At 61.3% G+C, this 17141-nt stretch carries 18 protein-coding genes; 11 read left to right on the plus strand and 7 right to left on the minus strand.

The features are described from left to right. The first annotated feature begins 136 nt into the window (after window positions 1-136). Window positions 137-1381, plus strand: a complete 1245-nt coding sequence (locus FE851_RS23515) for a citrate synthase (RefSeq protein ID WP_103098066.1) — start codon at window positions 137-139, stop codon at window positions 1379-1381. Here the strand turns inward: FE851_RS23515 and FE851_RS23520 are convergent. Together FE851_RS23520 and FE851_RS23525 are read right to left on the minus strand one after the other, a co-directional pair. Next, window positions 1364-2743 (minus strand): MFS transporter, encoded by a 1380-nt coding sequence (locus FE851_RS23520; protein WP_145206791.1) that lies wholly within the window; start codon window positions 2741-2743, stop codon window positions 1364-1366. The two genes, FE851_RS23515 and FE851_RS23520, sit on opposite strands and share 18 nt — an antisense overlap. A 39-nt stretch (window positions 2744-2782) precedes the next feature. Next, window positions 2783-4315, minus strand: a complete 1533-nt coding sequence (locus FE851_RS23525; protein ID WP_170066013.1) for an alginate export family protein — start codon at window positions 4313-4315, stop codon at window positions 2783-2785. 519 nt (window positions 4316-4834) lie between these two features. Between FE851_RS23525 and FE851_RS23530 the strand changes: the two genes are divergently transcribed. The 3 genes from FE851_RS23530 (at window position 4835) to FE851_RS23540 (ending at window position 7367) form a co-directional block, all read left to right on the plus strand. Next, window positions 4835-6178, plus strand: a complete 1344-nt coding sequence (locus FE851_RS23530) for an MFS transporter (RefSeq protein ID WP_186378973.1) — start codon at window positions 4835-4837, stop codon at window positions 6176-6178. Further along, a complete protein-coding gene (locus FE851_RS23535; RefSeq protein ID WP_103098062.1) occupies window positions 6175-6744 on the plus strand; it encodes an MFS transporter in 570 nt (189 codons plus the stop codon). The genes FE851_RS23530 and FE851_RS23535 overlap by 4 nt, the downstream gene beginning before the upstream one ends. Window positions 6745-7031: 287 nt before the next feature. After that, on the plus strand, window positions 7032-7367 hold the full coding sequence (locus tag FE851_RS23540) for an MFS transporter (protein ID WP_145206792.1): 336 nt from the start codon (window positions 7032-7034) through the stop codon (window positions 7365-7367). Between the two features lie 118 nt (window positions 7368-7485). On the opposite strand, the gene FE851_RS23545 is transcribed toward FE851_RS23540, so the two are convergent. Genes FE851_RS23545 through ligK form a run of 4 tightly spaced genes read right to left on the minus strand, consistent with a single transcriptional unit; the run spans window position 7486 to window position 10285 of the window. Next, window positions 7486-7686, minus strand: coding sequence for a hypothetical protein (locus FE851_RS23545; protein WP_145206793.1), 201 nt, complete (start codon window positions 7684-7686; stop codon window positions 7486-7488). Next, entirely contained in the window at window positions 7686-8561 is an 876-nt protein-coding gene (locus FE851_RS23550) for an amidohydrolase family protein (protein WP_103098060.1), read from the minus strand. Before FE851_RS23550 ends, FE851_RS23545 begins: the two co-directional genes overlap by 1 nt. Further along, complete coding sequence (locus FE851_RS23555; protein WP_103098059.1) at window positions 8554-9618, minus strand: 4-oxalomesaconate tautomerase; 1065 nt, start codon at window positions 9616-9618, stop codon at window positions 8554-8556. Before FE851_RS23555 ends, FE851_RS23550 begins: the two co-directional genes overlap by 8 nt. Beyond that, window positions 9611-10285 (minus strand): 4-carboxy-4-hydroxy-2-oxoadipate aldolase/oxaloacetate decarboxylase, encoded by a 675-nt coding sequence (gene ligK / locus FE851_RS23560; protein WP_103098058.1) that lies wholly within the window; start codon window positions 10283-10285, stop codon window positions 9611-9613. Before ligK ends, FE851_RS23555 begins: the two co-directional genes overlap by 8 nt. 98 nt (window positions 10286-10383) lie before the next feature. Between ligK and FE851_RS23565 the strand changes: the two genes are divergently transcribed. From FE851_RS23565 to FE851_RS23595, 7 genes are all read left to right on the plus strand, one after another. Further along, window positions 10384-11547, plus strand: coding sequence for a LysR substrate-binding domain-containing protein (locus FE851_RS23565; RefSeq protein WP_103098057.1), 1164 nt, complete (start codon window positions 10384-10386; stop codon window positions 11545-11547). Between the two features lie 67 nt (window positions 11548-11614). Beyond that, the gene (locus FE851_RS23570) at window positions 11615-12472 is read left to right on the plus strand and encodes an NAD(P)-dependent oxidoreductase (RefSeq protein WP_103098056.1); all 858 of its coding nucleotides are present in this window, start codon (window positions 11615-11617) and stop codon (window positions 12470-12472) included. A gap of 3 nt (window positions 12473-12475) precedes the next feature. After that, window positions 12476-13501: an amidohydrolase family protein gene (locus tag FE851_RS23575; protein WP_103098055.1), complete on the plus strand. Its 1026-nt coding sequence runs from the start codon at window positions 12476-12478 to the stop codon at window positions 13499-13501. Then, window positions 13498-13914 carry a protocatechuate 4,5-dioxygenase subunit alpha gene (gene ligA / locus FE851_RS23580; protein ID WP_245892739.1) on the plus strand — a complete coding sequence of 139 codons (417 nt, stop codon included), beginning with the start codon at window positions 13498-13500 and terminating at the stop codon, window positions 13912-13914. The genes FE851_RS23575 and ligA overlap by 4 nt, the downstream gene beginning before the upstream one ends. Before the next feature lies 1 nt (window position 13915). Continuing rightward, entirely contained in the window at window positions 13916-14824 is a 909-nt protein-coding gene (locus FE851_RS23585; RefSeq protein ID WP_103098054.1) for a class III extradiol dioxygenase subunit beta, read from the plus strand. A 27-nt stretch (window positions 14825-14851) separates the two neighbouring features. Further along, window positions 14852-15808 carry a Gfo/Idh/MocA family oxidoreductase gene (locus FE851_RS23590; protein WP_103098053.1) on the plus strand — a complete coding sequence of 319 codons (957 nt, stop codon included), beginning with the start codon at window positions 14852-14854 and terminating at the stop codon, window positions 15806-15808. Beyond that, the gene (locus FE851_RS23595; protein WP_103098052.1) at window positions 15808-16803 is read left to right on the plus strand and encodes an aldo/keto reductase; all 996 of its coding nucleotides are present in this window, start codon (window positions 15808-15810) and stop codon (window positions 16801-16803) included. The genes FE851_RS23590 and FE851_RS23595 overlap by 1 nt, the downstream gene beginning before the upstream one ends. A gap of 2 nt (window positions 16804-16805) precedes the next feature. On the opposite strand, the gene FE851_RS23600 is transcribed toward FE851_RS23595, so the two are convergent. Further along, the gene (locus tag FE851_RS23600) at window positions 16806-17042 is read right to left on the minus strand and encodes a hypothetical protein (RefSeq protein WP_103098051.1); all 237 of its coding nucleotides are present in this window, start codon (window positions 17040-17042) and stop codon (window positions 16806-16808) included. Between the last annotated feature and the right edge of the window lie 99 nt (window positions 17043-17141).

Raw genomic sequence — 17141 nt, forward strand, 5'->3', positions numbered from 1 at the left:
CGATTTGATTGGGCGTATCATGCGTGATGGATCGCACCTGGACCTCTCCTGTTCATAATCGTCTTGATCAGGATGGAGCTGGATCGGTATGTCGATCAAGATTGATAGATGAATCAACGTGACGATTGAGGGCACGATGACGAACAGTTTGCTTACTGCGGCCGAAGCGATCGAGCGCCTCAAGGTAAAGCCGCAGACCCTCTATTCGTACGTAAGCCGAGGTCTGATTCGAAGTGTTCGGCATCCCGACGGCCGATCGAGGCTCTATTTCGGCGAGGACGTCGCACGCCTCCATGAGCGCGCCGCCGCGCGATCCGGGCATGGCCCTGTGGCAGCAGACGCCATGCACCATGGCGAGCCGATCATTCCGACCCGGCTGGTGGAAATAACCGCAGCCGGACCGCGGTATCGAGGGCACCTTGCAACTAAGCTCGCGGCGGAGAAAGTGACCTTCGAAGCTGTGAGCGAACTGCTCTGGACGGGACTACTGCACGAAGGAGCGTTTGCATGGGACACGTGCTCTCTACCGCAGAACGCCAAAGCGCTTCCATCTCCCGACGCCCCGGAGCAAATGCTTGAGACATTCGCCAGGTTGACGATCGAGCTTGGCATGGCTCGCGGGACGGCATCTGCCCGCTTGCGCAAGGGCGATACACTCCACGCCGCCCGCGAGCTCATACAAGCGACAGCCTGCTCACTTTCCTTACTGAACCGCAGCGCCCCGCGAACTGAATTGCTGCCTGAAGAAAAAATCTCCGATTGCATCGCTCGGGCCTTCGTTCCTGCGAATTGCGATCTGGTCAGCGGGATAATCGAGGCTTTGCTCGTGCTGTTTGCAGATCACGAACTGTCCCCGGGCACATTCGCAGCGCGGATCGCTGCATCAAGCGGCGCCCCTCTCCATTCCTGCGTCACGGCAGCGCTCTGCACGATGACCGGGAGCGAAATCGGACGCCATTATGCCCAGATGGAACAGGTGTTTGTGCGATCCGGCGATGCCAGCCGGATCATCGAACGTGCGCGCGCCGCCATCCGGTCAGGCAGTTCCCCGCTGGGATTTGGACACCCCCTCTACCCGGCAGGCGACCCCAGAGCCGAACATCTTTTCCAGTTGATGCGCCAATGTGGCCCGGCAACGCAAGATGGGGAGAATATCCTGCTCTACGCTGAAACGATCGCTCGCGAATTTGAGATCCACCCTCGCCATGAGTTGGCGATCCTCGCCCTGACGACCGGGCTTGGCTTTCCGCACGGTTCCAGCGCCGGGCTGTTCGTCCTGGCGCGACTGCCCGGCCTTGTTGCGCACATTCTCGAGCAGCGTCTCGATGGAAGGATATTGCGGCCCAGAGCTAAGTTCGTCGGGCTAAGTTCCTTGGGCTAAGCTCGCTTTGGCACGCCGAGCCTTGAGACCGGCCACAAGCGCAGCCAAAAGCGCAAGGAGCGCGGCCATTGAAAGGCCCGCGTCCGACCCGGCGCCGAAGAAATGGAAGCTGCACGCCATGAGAGCTGCACCGATGGTCTGACCCGTCAAGCGCGCGCTTGCCTGCATGCCGGCAGCAGCTCCACTGCGCTCCAATGGCCCCGAGGCCAGCATCGTTCGATTGTTGGGGGTCTGAAACAAGCCAAATCCAAGGCCGCTTATGAGCGAACAGCCGAGCAGGCTGACCAGATGATTTCCTGTCGGCACAAACGTGAAACAGACCAATCCCAAGGTAAACAGGAGAAGACCGCAAGTCGCGAGCGCATCCAGTGGAGAATGCATGGAAATCCTGCCAGAGGCCAGCGCGCCTGCAGCGACGGCGAATGCCCAGGGTGTAATGATCAGCCCGGTCATAAAGGTGTCGATGCCGAACCTGAAATTCAAAAGAAAGGGCAAAGCGATGAGAGCCATCGTCTGAGCAGCAAACGTAAGCAGCGAGGCAAGGTAGGCAAGACGTAAGGCGGGATAAGCCAGCAGGTCGACGGGAAGCATCGGCTTGCCGGAATTCCTTTGCTTGCGCACCAGAACTACAAGCGCAGCCACGCCGAAAGTAGCCTCGAATACGGTTGCATAACTCAAGCGCCACTGCGCGAGATTGATGAACGACAGCGCAAGCATCCCCAGTCCTGCGGCGCAAAGAACAGCCTGGACCTTGGCAAAGCCTTTGGCGCCACCCGTCTCGTCAGGCAGCGCCCGCCAACCCGCTAAAAGCGATAACGCGCCGATAGGCAGGTTTATCGCAAAGAGGATCGGCCACTCTGCAACCCGCAGCAGCACGGCAGCGACAGTGGGGCCGGCTGCCGAGGCAATGGCGACGACAAGAGCATTGTAGCCTATGCCGCGTGCGACCCTGGATTGCGGATAGATATATCGAATAAGGGCGCCATTGACGGACATGACCCCGCCCGCACCAAGCCCCTGAAGCGCCCTGCATATCGCCAACCCCTCCAGGTTGCTCGACAGTGAACAGCCGATCGATGCGATCACGAAACAAATCAGCCCCGCCTGATAGACCTTGCGGTAGCCAATCCACTCGCCCAGAGCCGCGAGCGGAAGCAAAGTCATCATGACCGCGATCTGATAGGCATTCACGATCCAGATGGAAGCAGCAGGCGAAACATCGAGCGCCGCGCCAATCGCAGGCAGCGCGACATTTGTAATCGAGCCGTCGATAGTTGTCATGCCGATGGCCAACCACATTGCCGCCGCCGCCATCCAACGCTTTCGCGGCGCAAGCCCCCGGTATGGCTCACCCAAACTCATCGCGCATGCCTTTCGTCCATGTCGGTGCTGAAAAGCCGCTCAATATCGCAGCGTCAGGCTCATCATGCCATAAGTCCCACCGCCATAGCCCGCCCGCTTCAGGACGTTGCCGGCAAAGAGATGCTCGCTTTCGGCAGACAAGGTAACGTGGTCGTTTACTGCCCAGGAAGCCACGACCCTGGCTTGCGAGCCTACCGTCCGACCGGAAACGTTCTGTGTTCCAGCATAAGGTCGCATCAGACCGCCATAGACTGCGTCATTGCGGGCCAGACGGTGAAGAAAAGCGTAATCAGCGGTGATAGTCACCCCTCTTGTGGGAATAACGGCAATGGTCGGTGCCAATATAGCGACGTTGCTCTGACTGATGAGCAAACCTTCACCCAGATAATTCGAGCTCGCGTAAAGCTGATTGAAGCTCTTGATAGGGCCATCCGGGTCGAAGCTGTTGCCTCCTGAGCCCATATCAAGACGAAATCCGGCACGAACTCGAACGCCCTTTTCCTTCACGAGGACGCTTTGAACCAACGACGCGGCCCAGGCATCGATGTTTCGGCCCTTGTGCTCACCCGTCTGACGAATGGCGGTCCAGTCCACCGACACGGGACCACGGCTGCCCCACAAACGTATGCCAAAACTCTTGCGCTTGTCGGCCCCTTGCGATGGGCCAGCCAAGCCCCTGACATTCGATGTCACAAATAGAAAGGGATCGAGGTAGATATTTCCCGCTCCCTTTCCGCGGGCGACAACGATACTGGCGTTCACACCCTTAAGACGTTCATCGCCATTTACCTGTTCATCGAAGGCACCATTGCCAAGCCGCGTCACTTTATACGAGAAGGCGCCGACGCGAAAATTGCGACCGTGCACGTATGTTCTGAGACCATTCCATGTCCGATGCAGATTGGGGCCGTCGCTGATTGCGATCAACTGTCGCGGTCCATCGGAGAACTCCATCCGTCCAACCATCGCACCGATCAGATAATCACCGACATGCGTTGCCGCCTCTGCAAATAATTGCTGGACCGCCACATCATTCCGGTAATTTCCAGGAGTGACCGTGCCTCTATAGTTCGGCGTAAAGCCGTTCCCATGGCCACCGACCTGAGCGCTCCCAAGTTCACCATACACACGAAGATGCTCTCCCAGATGCATGTCGGCACCAGTGACTACGCGAGACTCCAACTGACTGAAATCGTTTCCTTCCATCAACGCGGCGTCGTCGTAAGCGTCGATGCGAACGCGCGCTTCCGCGCTGAGCGTCAAGGTCACATCGTCGCCGATCAGGGGCATGGCCTTTAAGGCAGGGGCCTCACCATCACGCCTTAGTCGAGACCAGTCTTCAGCCCATCGTTCGACAAAGAACGGTCCGGCAGCAGGCCCCCAGCCTGCCGCCTGCATCGGGTACGGCTCGTTCTCAGGAGTAACACGAGAGCCTGATGAAGTCTGGCTCACGACCCCCTTTTCCTCGCGAGGCTTGTCGCGAACTGCTGGCGCAGCACTTTCCTGCGCGCTCGCCTCACAAGCGCACGCAACAATCAAAAACCCGGTGACTGCACCAGAAAAGGCACCCATTCTTGAATCCTCTCGCAGGGTGACCGTCGTTGCGGTCGCTATTTTTATGGGGCCCCGGCACGCCAGGAACGCTGTTACCTGAGCCGTGCAGGCGGCCACTGAGATGCCCCGCCGCCCCCGGAAACACATCAGAAATCATTCTATATCGAAGTTATATAGTTCGATATAGATGTTTTTTGCAATCATCTGAAAATCTTCGCACCTGAAGGGGGTAGCAGCCCACCGTATTGGTTTTCCTTACTTTTCTGGCCTGACATGCGAACCGAAGCGAGGTCGAGGTCGATCCGCAAAGGCGTTTGCCCGTCCCTCCCCCTTGCCAAGAAAGATCGCGGATGGCTCTTGCATTACTTCTATCTAGAGGTATTCTCGCTCGAGTCTCTGATCAGCAAGCCGACGTAAAGATCGGTTGCGACGGAGGCGAGAAAGTTCCGCTGCGACCATGCCACAGCGGCAAATCTGGAGACTGGAATGCCTGGGATAGGAGCCCCCGCCAACGAGCGGACGTCTGCGCTAGCGCAATTGGATGACGCACCGCTGGGCGCAATGCAGATCAGAACTTTTGTATTGTGCGCCCTGGTGGCACTGCTTGACGGGATCGACAATCAATCGATCGGGGTTGTGGCGCCGCTGATGGCCAAAGACCTCGGGCTGACGAAAACCTCCCTTGGACTGATTTTTTCGATCGCGCAGATCGGTGCGACCCTCGGAGCACTGGGTTTTGGACCATTTGCAGATCGATTTGGTCGCAAGACCGCGACGCTCGTTGCGCTTTCCGGCATTACAATATTCACTTATCTGACGGCCCTGACGCCAACCTTTGCCGGGCTTCTGCTGGTGCGGTTTGCAGCAGGCATCGCATTAGCCGGCGCCATACCCTGCGTCCTTGCCTTGGGGTCTGAATACGCGCCCCTGAGGCTGCGAGGCACGGTCGCCAGTGCAATCTTCGCAGGCTATCCCCTGGGAGCATCGATCGGCGGCGTTGTCAGCGCTTACCTTCTGGCCTCCTACGACTGGCGTTGGGTTTTCTACATCGGCGCACTCATGCCGTTTCTCACGCTTATTGTCCTGTGTTTCTATCTGCCGGAATCGCTTCGCTTCCTGCTGTCAAAGGGCGGGCGCGAAGACAGCATCAAACGCATAGCTGCATCCTTGGGGATCACCATCGAGGCTTCGGAACAGACGGCAACGCCCATTGCCGCCCGCAAGACCAAAGTACCGATCTCGCGCCTTTTCACGAATGGATTGCTCGCATCGACCATGCTTTTGTGGGTGCTGTATTTCTTTTGTTATGCAATGACGAAGATCATGGTCGTGTGGCTGCCAAGCCTGCTTACCGATATCGGCTTTGGCGTTTCGGATGCCGCCTTAGCCCAGGCAAGTTTCAACCTCGGCTGTGCATTGGGAATGGCAGTGGCCGGACATCTCGTCGATCGTTTCGGCGCCGCGAGGGCTCTGGCGCCGGCGCTCATGCTAGGCGCTGGTTCCGTTGCCCTTCTGGGCATCGCGGGGCACAGCTTCACGCTCGTCCTTGGCGCGGCCGCCGGCGTGGGACTGCTCATCGGTATCGGGGGTTCGGGAGCGCATTCGATCGCCGCTACCCTGTACCCAACCGAAATCCGCACCACCGGGCTCGGTTGGGGAATGGCCTCCTCGCGGCTGGGCCAGGTTATGTCGCCGATGCTTGTGGCATCGCTTCTTTCCGTCGGCGTTGCAGGCAGCGATGTCTATTTTGTCCTCGCCGTGTTCCCAGTGATAGCGGCCTTCGCTGCAATCGGGTTGGGCGCCTCGATAAACCGCCGCACCCGGGCCGCCGAGCGCCACACGGCGACCGAGCAAACAATGCAAGTGACTGCCGCAGGATGATCGAAGCCTCGCCTGCCGCACCGAAGGCCCGGTCTCTTTCGTTTGTCTTTATGGTTTTCACGGGCTTTCTCGCCATTGGAATTCCTCTTCCGGCGATCGTGTCTTTTGTGCGGCAGGAGTTAGGGCTCGGGTCGACCTTGGCGGGTTTGGCTTTCGGTTCGCAGTCGCTCGCCACGATCCTGTCCCGCCACGCAGCAGGATCCATGGTAGACAGGCACGGTGCGCGCCCCATTGCCTTAGCCGCCATGCCGGTTCTGCTGCTTTCGACAGGCCTGTATCTGGGCAGTACCCTCACTGGCTCCGCTTATACCCTTGTCTCACTTGGCCTTCTACTTTGCGGCCGTGTATTCGCAGGCATTGGAGAGAGCTTTCTGCTCATAAGCGCGATGGTTTGGGCGATAAATCTATCGGGGATATCGAATTCAGGACAAGTGATGGCACGACAAGGCCTCGCAATGTTTCTGGCGATCGGTGTCGGTGGATTTGTAGGTGTCGAACTTATGACGACTTCCGGCTTTGCTTCGGTCGCGTTCGTCGGGGGGGGCCGGTCTGCTTGGCGACGTTGATTGCGCTCACGCTTCCTAAAACCACCAGTGCACCAAATCCCTCATCGAAGGGCGCTACGGTTTTCGCGGTCCTTGCTCGCATCTGGCGTCCTGGCCTTGTTCTGGCGTTTGCTACCCTTCCGACCGCTGCCATGTCCGGCTTCATCACTCTAGCATTCGAAGCTCGTGCTTGGCATGGAGCAGGCGCCGCATTGTTAGCCTTTAGCGCCGCGTTCATTACCGTCCGCTTGGTCGGGGCACGTCTCATCCTTCGATACGGTCTGATGACAGTGTCACGGATATCGTGCATGATCCTGTTGGCAGGTCAACTCTCCCTTTTCCTCGCCACCAGCCAGTGGCTTTCCGTTTTAGGCGCTATTGCTAGCGGTATAGGCTACTCACTCGTTTTTCCTGCAATGGGTATCATCTCAATGAACGCCCTCCCAGTGCAATTTAAGGGCAGGGTAATAGGCCTCTATTCGGCCTTCTTCGACGGTTCGCTGGCAATCACCGGCCCAATTGTCGGCATGTTAGTTGCCAAATTCGATGCCGACATGATATACTTATTCGGCGCCTTCGGAGCAGCATCGAGTTTGGGCTTGCTCCTCAGCATACATTATCACGATTCCAATCGAAATCCTTAAGTCGATTTACAATCTTTTATAATATTTTTATGTTGGATTAATTTTCCAAATATAGCATCTTACACTGCAAGCTCGATGTGTCAGCAATTACAAAACCTCGCTCAAAACTATTCCCGATTCAACGAAATGCACTCGCATCGATCACGTAGTTCATGCGCAACTCAACTGGCTTCGCGGCCGAAATTGAATTCATCTCACTGTTCAACTCCAAACAGCCGTTCTTGGTGAAAGCTTGAGATAAGGCTGCGATAGCGGCACCGTAGCTGGAATATTTAGATGATGCGCTTGCCCGCCGGATCGCTCTGGCAGGCAACCGCATCACATTTCCTCAGGCCAATACAGGCGCATCGGATTGGTCACCAGCAGTTTGCGCTGCAGTTCCGGCGTCGGCGCGATGCGCGGGATCATGTCGACCAGATGCCCGTCGTCAGGGATCGCGTCCTGCATGTTGGGGTGCGGCCAGTCAGTGCCCCACAGCACGCGGTCCTGATAATCCGCGACCAGCGGCGCCACGGCCTCCGCAAAGGCATCCCACGGATCGCCAGTCGGATCGAGACGGTCGGGGCACGTCGCCTTGAACCATATGTCATCACGGCTGTTCAGGAACGCGCGGAACGCCTTCATGTCGGGGCCGTCCGGCCCCTGCGTCACGTCGGGGCGGCCCATGTGATCGATCACCAGCGGCACCGGGATCGCGTCCATGAAGGGGCGCAGTTCCTCAAGAATGTCCGCCTCGAAATAGATCACGACATGCCAGCCTTTCGGCAGGCGGTTGGCCACTTCGAGGAACTTGTCCTTGGGCGCATCGTCGACAAGACGCTTGAGGAAGTTGAAGCGGATGCCGCGAATGCCGCCTTCGTGCAGGGCCGCAAGCTCGCTTTCCGAGATCGCCGGATCGACAACGGCAACGCCGCGTGCCTTGCCCTCACTTTTGGCGATGGCATCAAGCGTGGCGGCATTGTTCGTGCCGTGGCAGCTTGCCTGCACGATCACGTTGCGGGCAAAGCCCAGATGATCGCGCAGGGCGAACAGCATGTCCGGCCCGGCGTCCTCGGGCAGATACTTCGCCTTGGCGCTGAACGGGAACTGCGCCATCGGCCCGAAGACATGGCAATGCGCGTCGATCGCGCCTGCAGGCGGGGTGTAGAGCGGCTTCGACGGAGCGCCGTGCCAGGAAACGATACGATCAGACATAGACAATCCCATCCATCAGCTTGCGCGCAGTGCGCAGCAGAGCAGCGCTGGTAACCGCGCCGTTTTCATCGGTTTCGAGCACGCAGGTCATCTCACCGGTCGGGTGTTCGACCGATAGGGTCTTGCGCGCAGCCGCCGGAACATGCGCCACTTCGGCAGCGGGTGAACCTTCGAGCAGGCAGGCCGTCGCCACCGATACCGCGCCCAGCACGCCGATCGTCGCATGGGCGCGATGCGGGATGAAGCTGCGCACCGTCACCGCCCCGCCATTCTTGGGCGGCGCGACGAGCATCATCTTGGGCACGGACTTGTCCGTCACGTCGCCCAGATTCATCCGTTCACCCACCGCAAGGCGGATCGCCTCTATCCGCGCCTTGAGTTCTGCATCGGCATCAAGCGTTTCGCGATCCTCGTAACCGGTGACGCCCACGTCCTCGGCCTTGAACACCACGCAGGGCATGCCGTTGTCGATCAGGGTAACCGGCACGCCGTTCACCACATCGACCGCATTGCCGGTAGGCAGCAGCGCGCCGCATGAGGAACCGGCTGTATCGCGAAACTCCAGCGGCACCGGGGCATGGGTTCCGGGCACGCCGTCGATGGCGGCATCGCCTGCGTAAGTCACCGTACCACCCGGCGTCTTCACGGTGGCGACGGCAACCTGCCCGGTGTTCTCCATGTAGATCGCCACCCGCGTTTCATCGCCGGTCGCAGCCACAAGTCCACGCTCGATCGCGAAGGGACCGATCCCTGCAAGGATATTGCCGCAGTTCTGCGCGTCAGTGACGACAGCCTTGTCGACGAAGACCTGCAGGAACAGGTAATCGACGTCGATCCCTTCGCGCGCAGATTTCGCCACGACGGCGACTTTGCTGGTCAGCGGATCGGCGCCGCCCATGCCGTCGATCTGGCGCGGATCGGGGGACCCCATGACGCCCAGCAGAAAGGCATCGCGCGCCGCCGGGTCGGCGGGCAGATCGTCCTTCAGGAAGTACCCACCCTTGGACGTCCCGCCGCGCATCCACATGCAGGGAGCGCTGACGGAAGGGTCAGACATACTTCAGACCTTCCTTCTCCAGACGCTCACGCATCTTATACATATCGAGGCCAAGCACGCCGTTCGCCAGCTTCTCGCGCTTTTCGCCTTCGTTGGCTTCGCGGGCCTGCGCGGCGGCAAGCACTTCTGCGGCCTTTTCGCGCGGGACCACGCAGACGCCGTCGTCGTCAGCCACGATCACGTCGCCCGGCTGCACCGCGGCATTCGCGCAGACCACCGGCACGTTGACCGAACCCAGCGTGTTCTTGACGGTGCCTTGCGCATAGACCGCCTTGGACCAGACGGGGAAGTTCATCTCGGTCAGGTCGCGCACATCGCGCACGCCTGCGTCGATGATAAGGCCACGGCAGCCGCGCGCCTGCGCACTGGTGGCCAGAAGGTCGCCGAAGTAGCCGTCTTCGCAAGGGCTGGTCGGAGCGAGCAGCAGGATATCGCCGTCCTTGAGCTGTTCGATGGCGACGTGCACCATCCAGTTGTCGCCCGGCGCCGCGCTGATCGTCACCGCCGACCCTGCGATACGCGCACCGCTGTAGATCGGGCGCATATAGCTGGCGAGAAGGCCCGTGCGGCCCTGCGCTTCGTGGACGGTGGCCACGCCGCACTTGGCAAGACCGTCGATCACCGCCGGATCGGCACGCTCTATGTTCTGGACGACGATACCACTCATGACATGCACTCCTAGTTTTGTCCCGAGATGGCGAAGGCGGTGCCACAACGGAAAGAGAACTTTGGAAAGTGCGATAGGATTTGGCTAAGAGTGGGTGCATGGACATCTGGACTCTGAACCTGCGGCACCTTCATGCGGTGGAGCGAATTGCCCGTTTGGGAACGGTCAATGCCGCTGCCAGCGCCGTGAACCTTAGCCAGCCTGCGATAACACAGGCATTGGGCCGTCTGGAGGACACGCTTGGCCTGCCGCTGTTCGAGCGCCGCCATGACGGTATGATCCCGACGCGCGCTGGCGAAATCCTCAGCCCTCGCATCGCCGCCGCGCTGGCCCATGTGCGCAGTCCGCACGTCACCATGTCCCGGATGCGCGCGATGCTTTCGGTGGCGGAGACGGGCAGTTACACCGGGGCCAGTCAGGCGACGGGTCTGTCAGTGCCGTCCATCCACCGGGCGGTCAGCGACTTGTCGCTGGCGCTGCGCCGTGCGCTGGTGAGCCGCCGGGGCAAGTTCGCGATCACCACGGACGCGGGCAACCAACTGGCGCGCGAATTTCGGCTGGCGCAAGTGGAGCTGGAAGCGGGCCTGTCCGAAGTCATGGCCCTGCGCGGACACGAAACCCGGCGCATCGCCATCGGCGCCATGCCGCTTTCGCGCGCCCGCATCCTGCCCGCCGCCGTCGCGCGGTTTCTTGCGCGCAGGCCGCAGGTTCGGCTCACCATCGTCGAAGGATCGCGCGCGGAACTGGTCGAGCCGCTGCGGAGCGGCGTGATCGACGTCATGGTGGGGGCCTTGCGCGAACCCCTTACCGAACCGGACCTTGCCCAGCACCGCCTGTTCGATGACGTTCCGGCCTTCTATGCGCGCCATGGCCATCCTTTGGCCGGGGCTTCACTGAGTGGCGCGGACATGGCGCGGTTTCCCTTTACGCTCGCACCGCGCGGCACTCCGCTGCGGGACGGTTTCGAGGGCTATTTCACGAACCTTGGCTTGCCTTTGCCGCCGGTTCCGGTCGAGTCCGGGTCCGTCATGATGATCCGTCAGGTCCTGATGGGAACGGACTTCATAACGCTGCTGTCGCCCGATCAGGTATCCGTGGAAGTGGAGGCCGAATGGCTGCGTCCGCTGGCCCGCCTGCCCGAACGCTTCGCCCGTACAATCGGCATGACGACCCGCGCCTCGCTGCTTCCCACCGAGGTCCAGTCGGAATTCTTCGCCGATCTAGAAGCCGCCTCCCGCGAATGCGGCATCACACAAAGTTAGCGCAGTCTTATAGCCCTTCGCCAGTTCCGATTTGCCGCGCAAAGGCCGCGCCGCCACCTAGAGCGGCATGAGAGGAACAATAGCCCTGATCGGCTTCGGCGAGGCCGGGTCGACTTTCGCCAGCGCCGCCGGATGGGAATCGCAAGCCGCAGCGTTTGACGTTGCCGCTGCCCGTCGTCCCGCGATCGACGAACTGGGCGTGACGTCCTGCGACAGGGCGGCGCAGGCGCTCTCCGGCGCATCGCTGGTCCTTTCGCTGGTGACCGCCGATCAGGCGCTGCATGTCGCGCAGGAATGCGCCGGGCTTATCGCACCGGACGCCCTGTTCTGCGACATGAACTCCGTCGCGCCCGGCACCAAGCGAGAGGCCGCCCGCGCCTTTGCGGACGCTGGCAGGCGCTATGTTGACGTTGCCGTGATGGCCCCGGTCAACCCGGCCCGCATGGCCGTGCCGCTCAACATATCCGGCCCTGATGCGGCGGAGGCGAAAAGCGCCTTGCATGATGCGGGCTTCACCAGAATCGCCGTTGTTGGCGATGCGATCGGCCGCGCCTCCGCGATCAAGCTGGTGCGCTCGGTCATGGTCAAGGGCGTGGAGGCGCTGACCGCCGAGATGATGCTGGCCGCCCATGCCGAAGGTGTCGCCGATGCCGTCCTCGCCTCTCTGGACGCTAGTGAGAAGTCGATTTCCTGGGCGGAACGTGCCGACTACAACCTCGACCGTATGCTGGTCCATGGCCGCCGCCGCGCCGCTGAAATGGCCGAGGCTGCGCAGATGTTGCGCGATCTGGGCATCGACCCGCTGATGACTGAAAACAGCGTCGCCCGCCAGCAGGCACTTGGCGATCTGGACATCGAACCACTGCCGGAGGGCTTCGCAGCGAAGCTCGCCGCCATTACCGCTACACCTAAGGGAGAGAACTGAGCCATGTCGCTCGTCATCGACTGTCACGGTCACTACACCGTCCTGCCCAAAGCCCACGACGCCTGGCGCGAGGCCCAGATTGCCGCGTTCAAGGCAGGCGAACCGATCCCCGCTTACCCCGAGATTTCCGACGAGGAAATCCGCGAGACGATCGAGCAGAACCAGCTGAAGCTCATCAAGGAACGCGGCGCCGACCTGACGATCTTCTCCCCCCGCGCTTCGGCCATGGCGCACCACGTCGGCGATCAGGCGATTTCCGAAGAGTGGGCCTTCCACTGCAACAACCTGATCGCCCGCGTGGTCGCGATGTTCCCCGAGACGTTCGTGGGCGTGTGCATGCTGCCCCAGTCGCCCAAGGCGGACCTGACGGCCTCCATCAAGGAACTGCGCCGCTGCGTTGAGGAACTGGGCTTCATCGGCTGCAACCTCAATCCCGATCCGGGCGGCGGCCATTTTGAGCACCCGCCGCTGACCGACGAATACTGGTTCCCGATCTACGAAGTCATGTCCGAACTGGACGTGCCCGCGATGATCCACGTTTCGGGTTCGTGCAACCCGGCGATGCACGCCACCGGCGGCTTCTACATCGCGGCGGACACCGTGGCCTTCATGCAGTTGATGCAGGGCGACCTCTTCGCGAAGTTCCCCAAGCTGCGTTTCATCATTCCGCATGGCGGCGGCGCAGTGCCTTATCACTGGGGCCGTTATCGCGGGCTGGCAGACATGCTGAAGAAGCCCAGCCTTGACGAATATATCATGAACAACGTGTTCTTCGACACCTGCGTCTATCACCAGCCCGGCATCGACCTGCTGGCCGATGTGATCGCCAACAAGAACATCCTGTTCGGCTCCGAGATGGTCGGCGCCGTGCGCGGCATCGATCCGCAGACGGGCCATTATTTCGACGACACCAAGCGCTATGTCGACGCGCTCGACATCAGCGACGAGGAGCGCCACGCGATCTTCGAAGGGAACACGCGCAAGGTCTTCCCGCGCCTCGACGCCCAATTGAAAGAGCGCGGCCTGTGACCGACAAGCCTGTGAGCGACATTCACGAATACCTCGGCGCGTTCGACGATATTCCCGGCACGCGCGTCTACACCGCCGCGCGGGCGCGTCAGGGCTATCATCTGAACCAGTTCGCGATGAGCCTGATGAAAGCGGAGAACCGCACGCGCTGGCTGGCGGACGAACGCGCCTATCTGAACGAATGGCCGATGACTCAGGATCAGCGGGAAGCCGTGCTCGCGCGCGACTATAACCGCCTGCTCGATCTGGGCGGCAACATCTACTTCCTGTCCAAAGTCTTCTCCACCGATGGCCTCAGCTTCCTGCAGGCCGTCTCGACGATGACCGGCATGAGCGTGGAAGAATACAAGGCGATGATGGACGCCGGGGGCCGCTCGCCTGAAGGTGTGCGCTCGATCAAGGGGAACTATTGAAATGGCCCGCATAACCGCAGGCATCGCCACCAGCCACGTGCCGCTTCTGGGCGTCGCTGCCGATACCGGCAAGGATCGCGACGCCTATTTCGGCCCGATCTTCGCAGGCTACGACTGGACGCGCGAGTGGATCGCGCGAGCAGAAAACAAGCCCGACGTCGTGATCCTGGTCTACAACGACCACGCATCCGCCTTCGACATGAAGATCATCCCGACATTCGCGATCGGCTGTGGCGAACGCTACAAGCCTGCCGACGAAGGCTGGGGTCCGCGCAAGGTGCCCGATGTGGAGGGCCACCCTGATCTCGCCTGGCACATCGCCCAGAGCCTGATCCTCGACGAATTCGACATGACCATCATCAATGAGATGGACGTCGACCATGGCCTGACCGTGCCGCTGACGATGATGTACGGCGCGCCTGAGAACTGGCCCGCCAAAGTCATTCCGCTGGCCGTCAACGTGGTCACGTATCCGCCGCCATCGGGCAACCGCTGCTGGGCGCTGGGCGAAGCGATCGCGCGCGCCGTCGCATCTTTCGGGGAGGACCTCAACGTCCAAATCTGGGGCACCGGCGGCATGAGCCACCAGCTTCAGGGGCCGCGCGCCGGGCTGATCAATGCCGAGTGGGACAACATGTTCCTCGACGGCATGGTCGGCACCACGCAAAAGCTACGCACGATCCCGCATATCGAATACCTGCGCGAAACCGGCTCGGAAGGTATCGAAATGGTGATGTGGCTGATCATGCGCGGCGCGCTGGGCCGCGAGACGAAGGCGCTGCATCGCCATTACCATGTGCCGTGCTCCAACACCGCGATCGGGCATATCGTGCTTGAACCGGTGGACGGCACGGTGCCGCCCAGCCCCACGCTGGAAGGCAACAATGCCGCAGCGCAGGCTGCGATCTGAATTTCATCCATTTCCAAGGAGAATACCATGCGCATAGCCCTCGTGGGCGCCGGTGCTTTCGGTGAAAAGCACCTCGACGGCCTCAAGAACATCGACGGCGTGGAAATCGCCTCGGTCATCAGCCGGTCGGCCGAGCAGGCCGCCGAAGTCGCCGCGAAGTACGGCGCCCCGCACTCCGGCACCGACCTTGCCGAAGCACTGGCCCTGCCCGACGTCGATGCGGTGATCCTGTGCACCCCCACGCAGATGCACGCCGAGCAGGCGATCGCCTGCATGGATGCCGGCAAGCACGTGCAGGTGGAAATCCCGTTGTCGGACAGCTGGGCGGATGCCGAGACGGTCGTCGCCAAGCAGAAGGAAACCGGCCTCGTCTGCATGGTCGGCCACACCCGCCGTTTCAATCCTTCGCACCAGTACGTGCACAACAAGATCGCCGCAGGCGAGCTGACGCTGCAACAGCTGGACGTGCAGACGTACTTCTTCCGCCGCAAGAACATCAACGCAAAGGGCCAGCCGCGTTCCTGGACCGACCACCTCCTGTGGCACCATGCCGCGCACACGATAGACTTGTTCGCCTACCAGTCGGGCCGGATCGTCGCCGCCAACGTGTTGCAGGGGCCCAAGCACCCGGAACTCGGCATCGCCATGGACATGTCGATCCAGCTCAAGGCGGAAACGGGCGCGATCTGCACCCTATCGCTTTCGTTCAACAACGACGGCCCGCTGGGCACCTTCTTCCGCTACATCGGCGATAACGCCACCTACATCGCGCGATACGACGACCTTGTGAACGGCAAGGAAGAACCGATCGACCTGACCGGCGTAGCCGTATCCAACAACGGCATCGAACTGCAGGACCGCGAATTCATCGCCGCGATCCGTGAAGGACGCGAACCCAACTCGTCGGTGGGCAAGGTGCTCGACTGCTACCGCGTGATTGGCGAACTAGCCGCCAGCCTCGAAGCGCAGGACGGCTGGTCCTGATGACGACGCGCATCCTCGCGGACCGGCGGGTCCATTGCGTTGGCCTTGGCTGCATGAACGTCGCTTGGGCCTACGGCAACCCGCCTTCGCGCGAGGATGCGCTGGCCCTGTTCCGCCACGCGCTGGACAGCGGCTGCGATCATTTCGACACCGCCAACATCTACGGCAGCGGCGCGAGCGAGGATATCCTCGGCGAAGCCATCATGGACCGGCGCGACGAGTTTCTGCTCGCGACCAAGACCGGCATACTCGTCGATGGCCCGCACCGGGGGATCGACTGCAGCCCGGCGGCGATCACGGCCTCGCTCGATGCCAGCTTGAAGCGCCTTCGCACCGATCACGTCGATCTGTTTTACATGCACCGCTTCGACCCCAAAGTGCCGATCGCGGATTCGGTCGGCGCGATGGTTCGCGCGATCGAGGCGGGCAAGATCGGTTCTTACGGCGTGTCGGAATGGTCAAGCACACACATCCGCGAGGCCCACGCCGTCCATCCGATGGCGGCGGTGCAGACGGAATACTCGCCGTGGACCCGCAACATCGAACTCGGCGTGCTGGGCGCCACCGACGAACTTGGCATTGCCATGGTCGCCTTCTCGCCCATAGCGCGCGGAGCGTTGGGGGGTGAACTGCGGGATATCGGAACGCTCACGGAGAAAGATCTGCGCCGGTCGCATCCCCGCTTCCTGCCCGAGAACTGGCCGGCGAACCGAGCGCTGATCGATCAATTCGATGCGCTGGCCGCGGCAAACGGTGTGACCCCTGCCCAACTTTCTCTCGCATGGGTGCTCTCACGCGGCGCCCATTTGCATGTCATTCCGGGCACGCGTTCGATCGGGCATTTCGATCGAAACCATGCGGCGACGGACATAGTCATCCGGGCCGAGGTGCTCGATCGCGTTGGCAAGCTGATCAACCAGGAAACGGTAAGCGGCCATCGCTACCCCGAAGTGATGCGCGGGACCATCGATACCGAAGACTATCCTGCCAAGTGAGCTCAAGCTTTCGGTGCAGTCGCCGTCGGCGAGCCGATGATTGCGGCGGCAGCGATCAGCGAGCCGAGGGCCATGGCAAGCGCCACTCCGCTGAGCCCCAATCCGGCCTGGAACATGAACCCTGCAATGACTGGTCCCAGCGCCGCGCCACCGCGACCGACGCCGCTCACGAAGCCGGTGCCCCCGCCTCGCGCCTCGGTGGGGAAGGAGGCGGCAATCACGGCGTAGAAACCGACCATCCCGGCATTGGTGAAGAAACCTGCCGACGCCCCCCGTGAATGTAAGGCACGACAGGTCTGCCTGTCCCTGACTGAACCATGCGACCATCGCCGTCGACA

It is taken from the genome of Sphingobium sp. B2, from assembly GCF_007693735.1.
Lineage (GTDB): Bacteria > Pseudomonadota > Alphaproteobacteria > Sphingomonadales > Sphingomonadaceae > Sphingobium > Sphingobium xenophagum.

What these genes read in the sequence shown, in the direction of transcription:
- FE851_RS23575 (WP_103098055.1), top strand. Translation starts at nt 12,476, where the DNA reads ATGTCGCTCGTCATCGACTGTCACGGTCACTACACCGTCCTGCCCAAA.
- FE851_RS23585 (WP_103098054.1), top strand. Translation starts at nt 13,916, where the DNA reads ATGGCCCGCATAACCGCAGGCATCGCCACCAGCCACGTGCCGCTTCTG.
- FE851_RS23525 (WP_170066013.1), bottom strand. Translation starts at nt 4,315, where the DNA reads ATGGGTGCCTTTTCTGGTGCAGTCACCGGGTTTTTGATTGTTGCGTGC.
- FE851_RS23535 (WP_103098062.1), top strand. Translation starts at nt 6,175, where the DNA reads ATGATCGAAGCCTCGCCTGCCGCACCGAAGGCCCGGTCTCTTTCGTTT.
- FE851_RS23515 (WP_103098066.1), top strand. Translation starts at nt 137, where the DNA reads ATGACGAACAGTTTGCTTACTGCGGCCGAAGCGATCGAGCGCCTCAAG.
- FE851_RS23545 (WP_145206793.1), bottom strand. Translation starts at nt 7,686, where the DNA reads ATGCGGTTGCCTGCCAGAGCGATCCGGCGGGCAAGCGCATCATCTAAA.
- FE851_RS23540 (WP_145206792.1), top strand. Translation starts at nt 7,032, where the DNA reads ATGATCCTGTTGGCAGGTCAACTCTCCCTTTTCCTCGCCACCAGCCAG.
- FE851_RS23555 (WP_103098059.1), bottom strand. Translation starts at nt 9,618, where the DNA reads ATGTCTGACCCTTCCGTCAGCGCTCCCTGCATGTGGATGCGCGGCGGG.
- FE851_RS23520 (WP_145206791.1), bottom strand. Translation starts at nt 2,743, where the DNA reads ATGAGTTTGGGTGAGCCATACCGGGGGCTTGCGCCGCGAAAGCGTTGG.
- FE851_RS23600 (WP_103098051.1), bottom strand. Translation starts at nt 17,042, where the DNA reads ATGGTCGGTTTCTACGCCGTGATTGCCGCCTCCTTCCCCACCGAGGCG.
- FE851_RS23565 (WP_103098057.1), top strand. Translation starts at nt 10,384, where the DNA reads ATGGACATCTGGACTCTGAACCTGCGGCACCTTCATGCGGTGGAGCGA.
- FE851_RS23590 (WP_103098053.1), top strand. Translation starts at nt 14,852, where the DNA reads ATGCGCATAGCCCTCGTGGGCGCCGGTGCTTTCGGTGAAAAGCACCTC.
- FE851_RS23550 (WP_103098060.1), bottom strand. Translation starts at nt 8,561, where the DNA reads ATGTCTGATCGTATCGTTTCCTGGCACGGCGCTCCGTCGAAGCCGCTC.
- FE851_RS23570 (WP_103098056.1), top strand. Translation starts at nt 11,615, where the DNA reads ATGAGAGGAACAATAGCCCTGATCGGCTTCGGCGAGGCCGGGTCGACT.
- FE851_RS23595 (WP_103098052.1), top strand. Translation starts at nt 15,808, where the DNA reads ATGACGACGCGCATCCTCGCGGACCGGCGGGTCCATTGCGTTGGCCTT.
- ligK (WP_103098058.1), bottom strand. Translation starts at nt 10,285, where the DNA reads ATGAGTGGTATCGTCGTCCAGAACATAGAGCGTGCCGATCCGGCGGTG.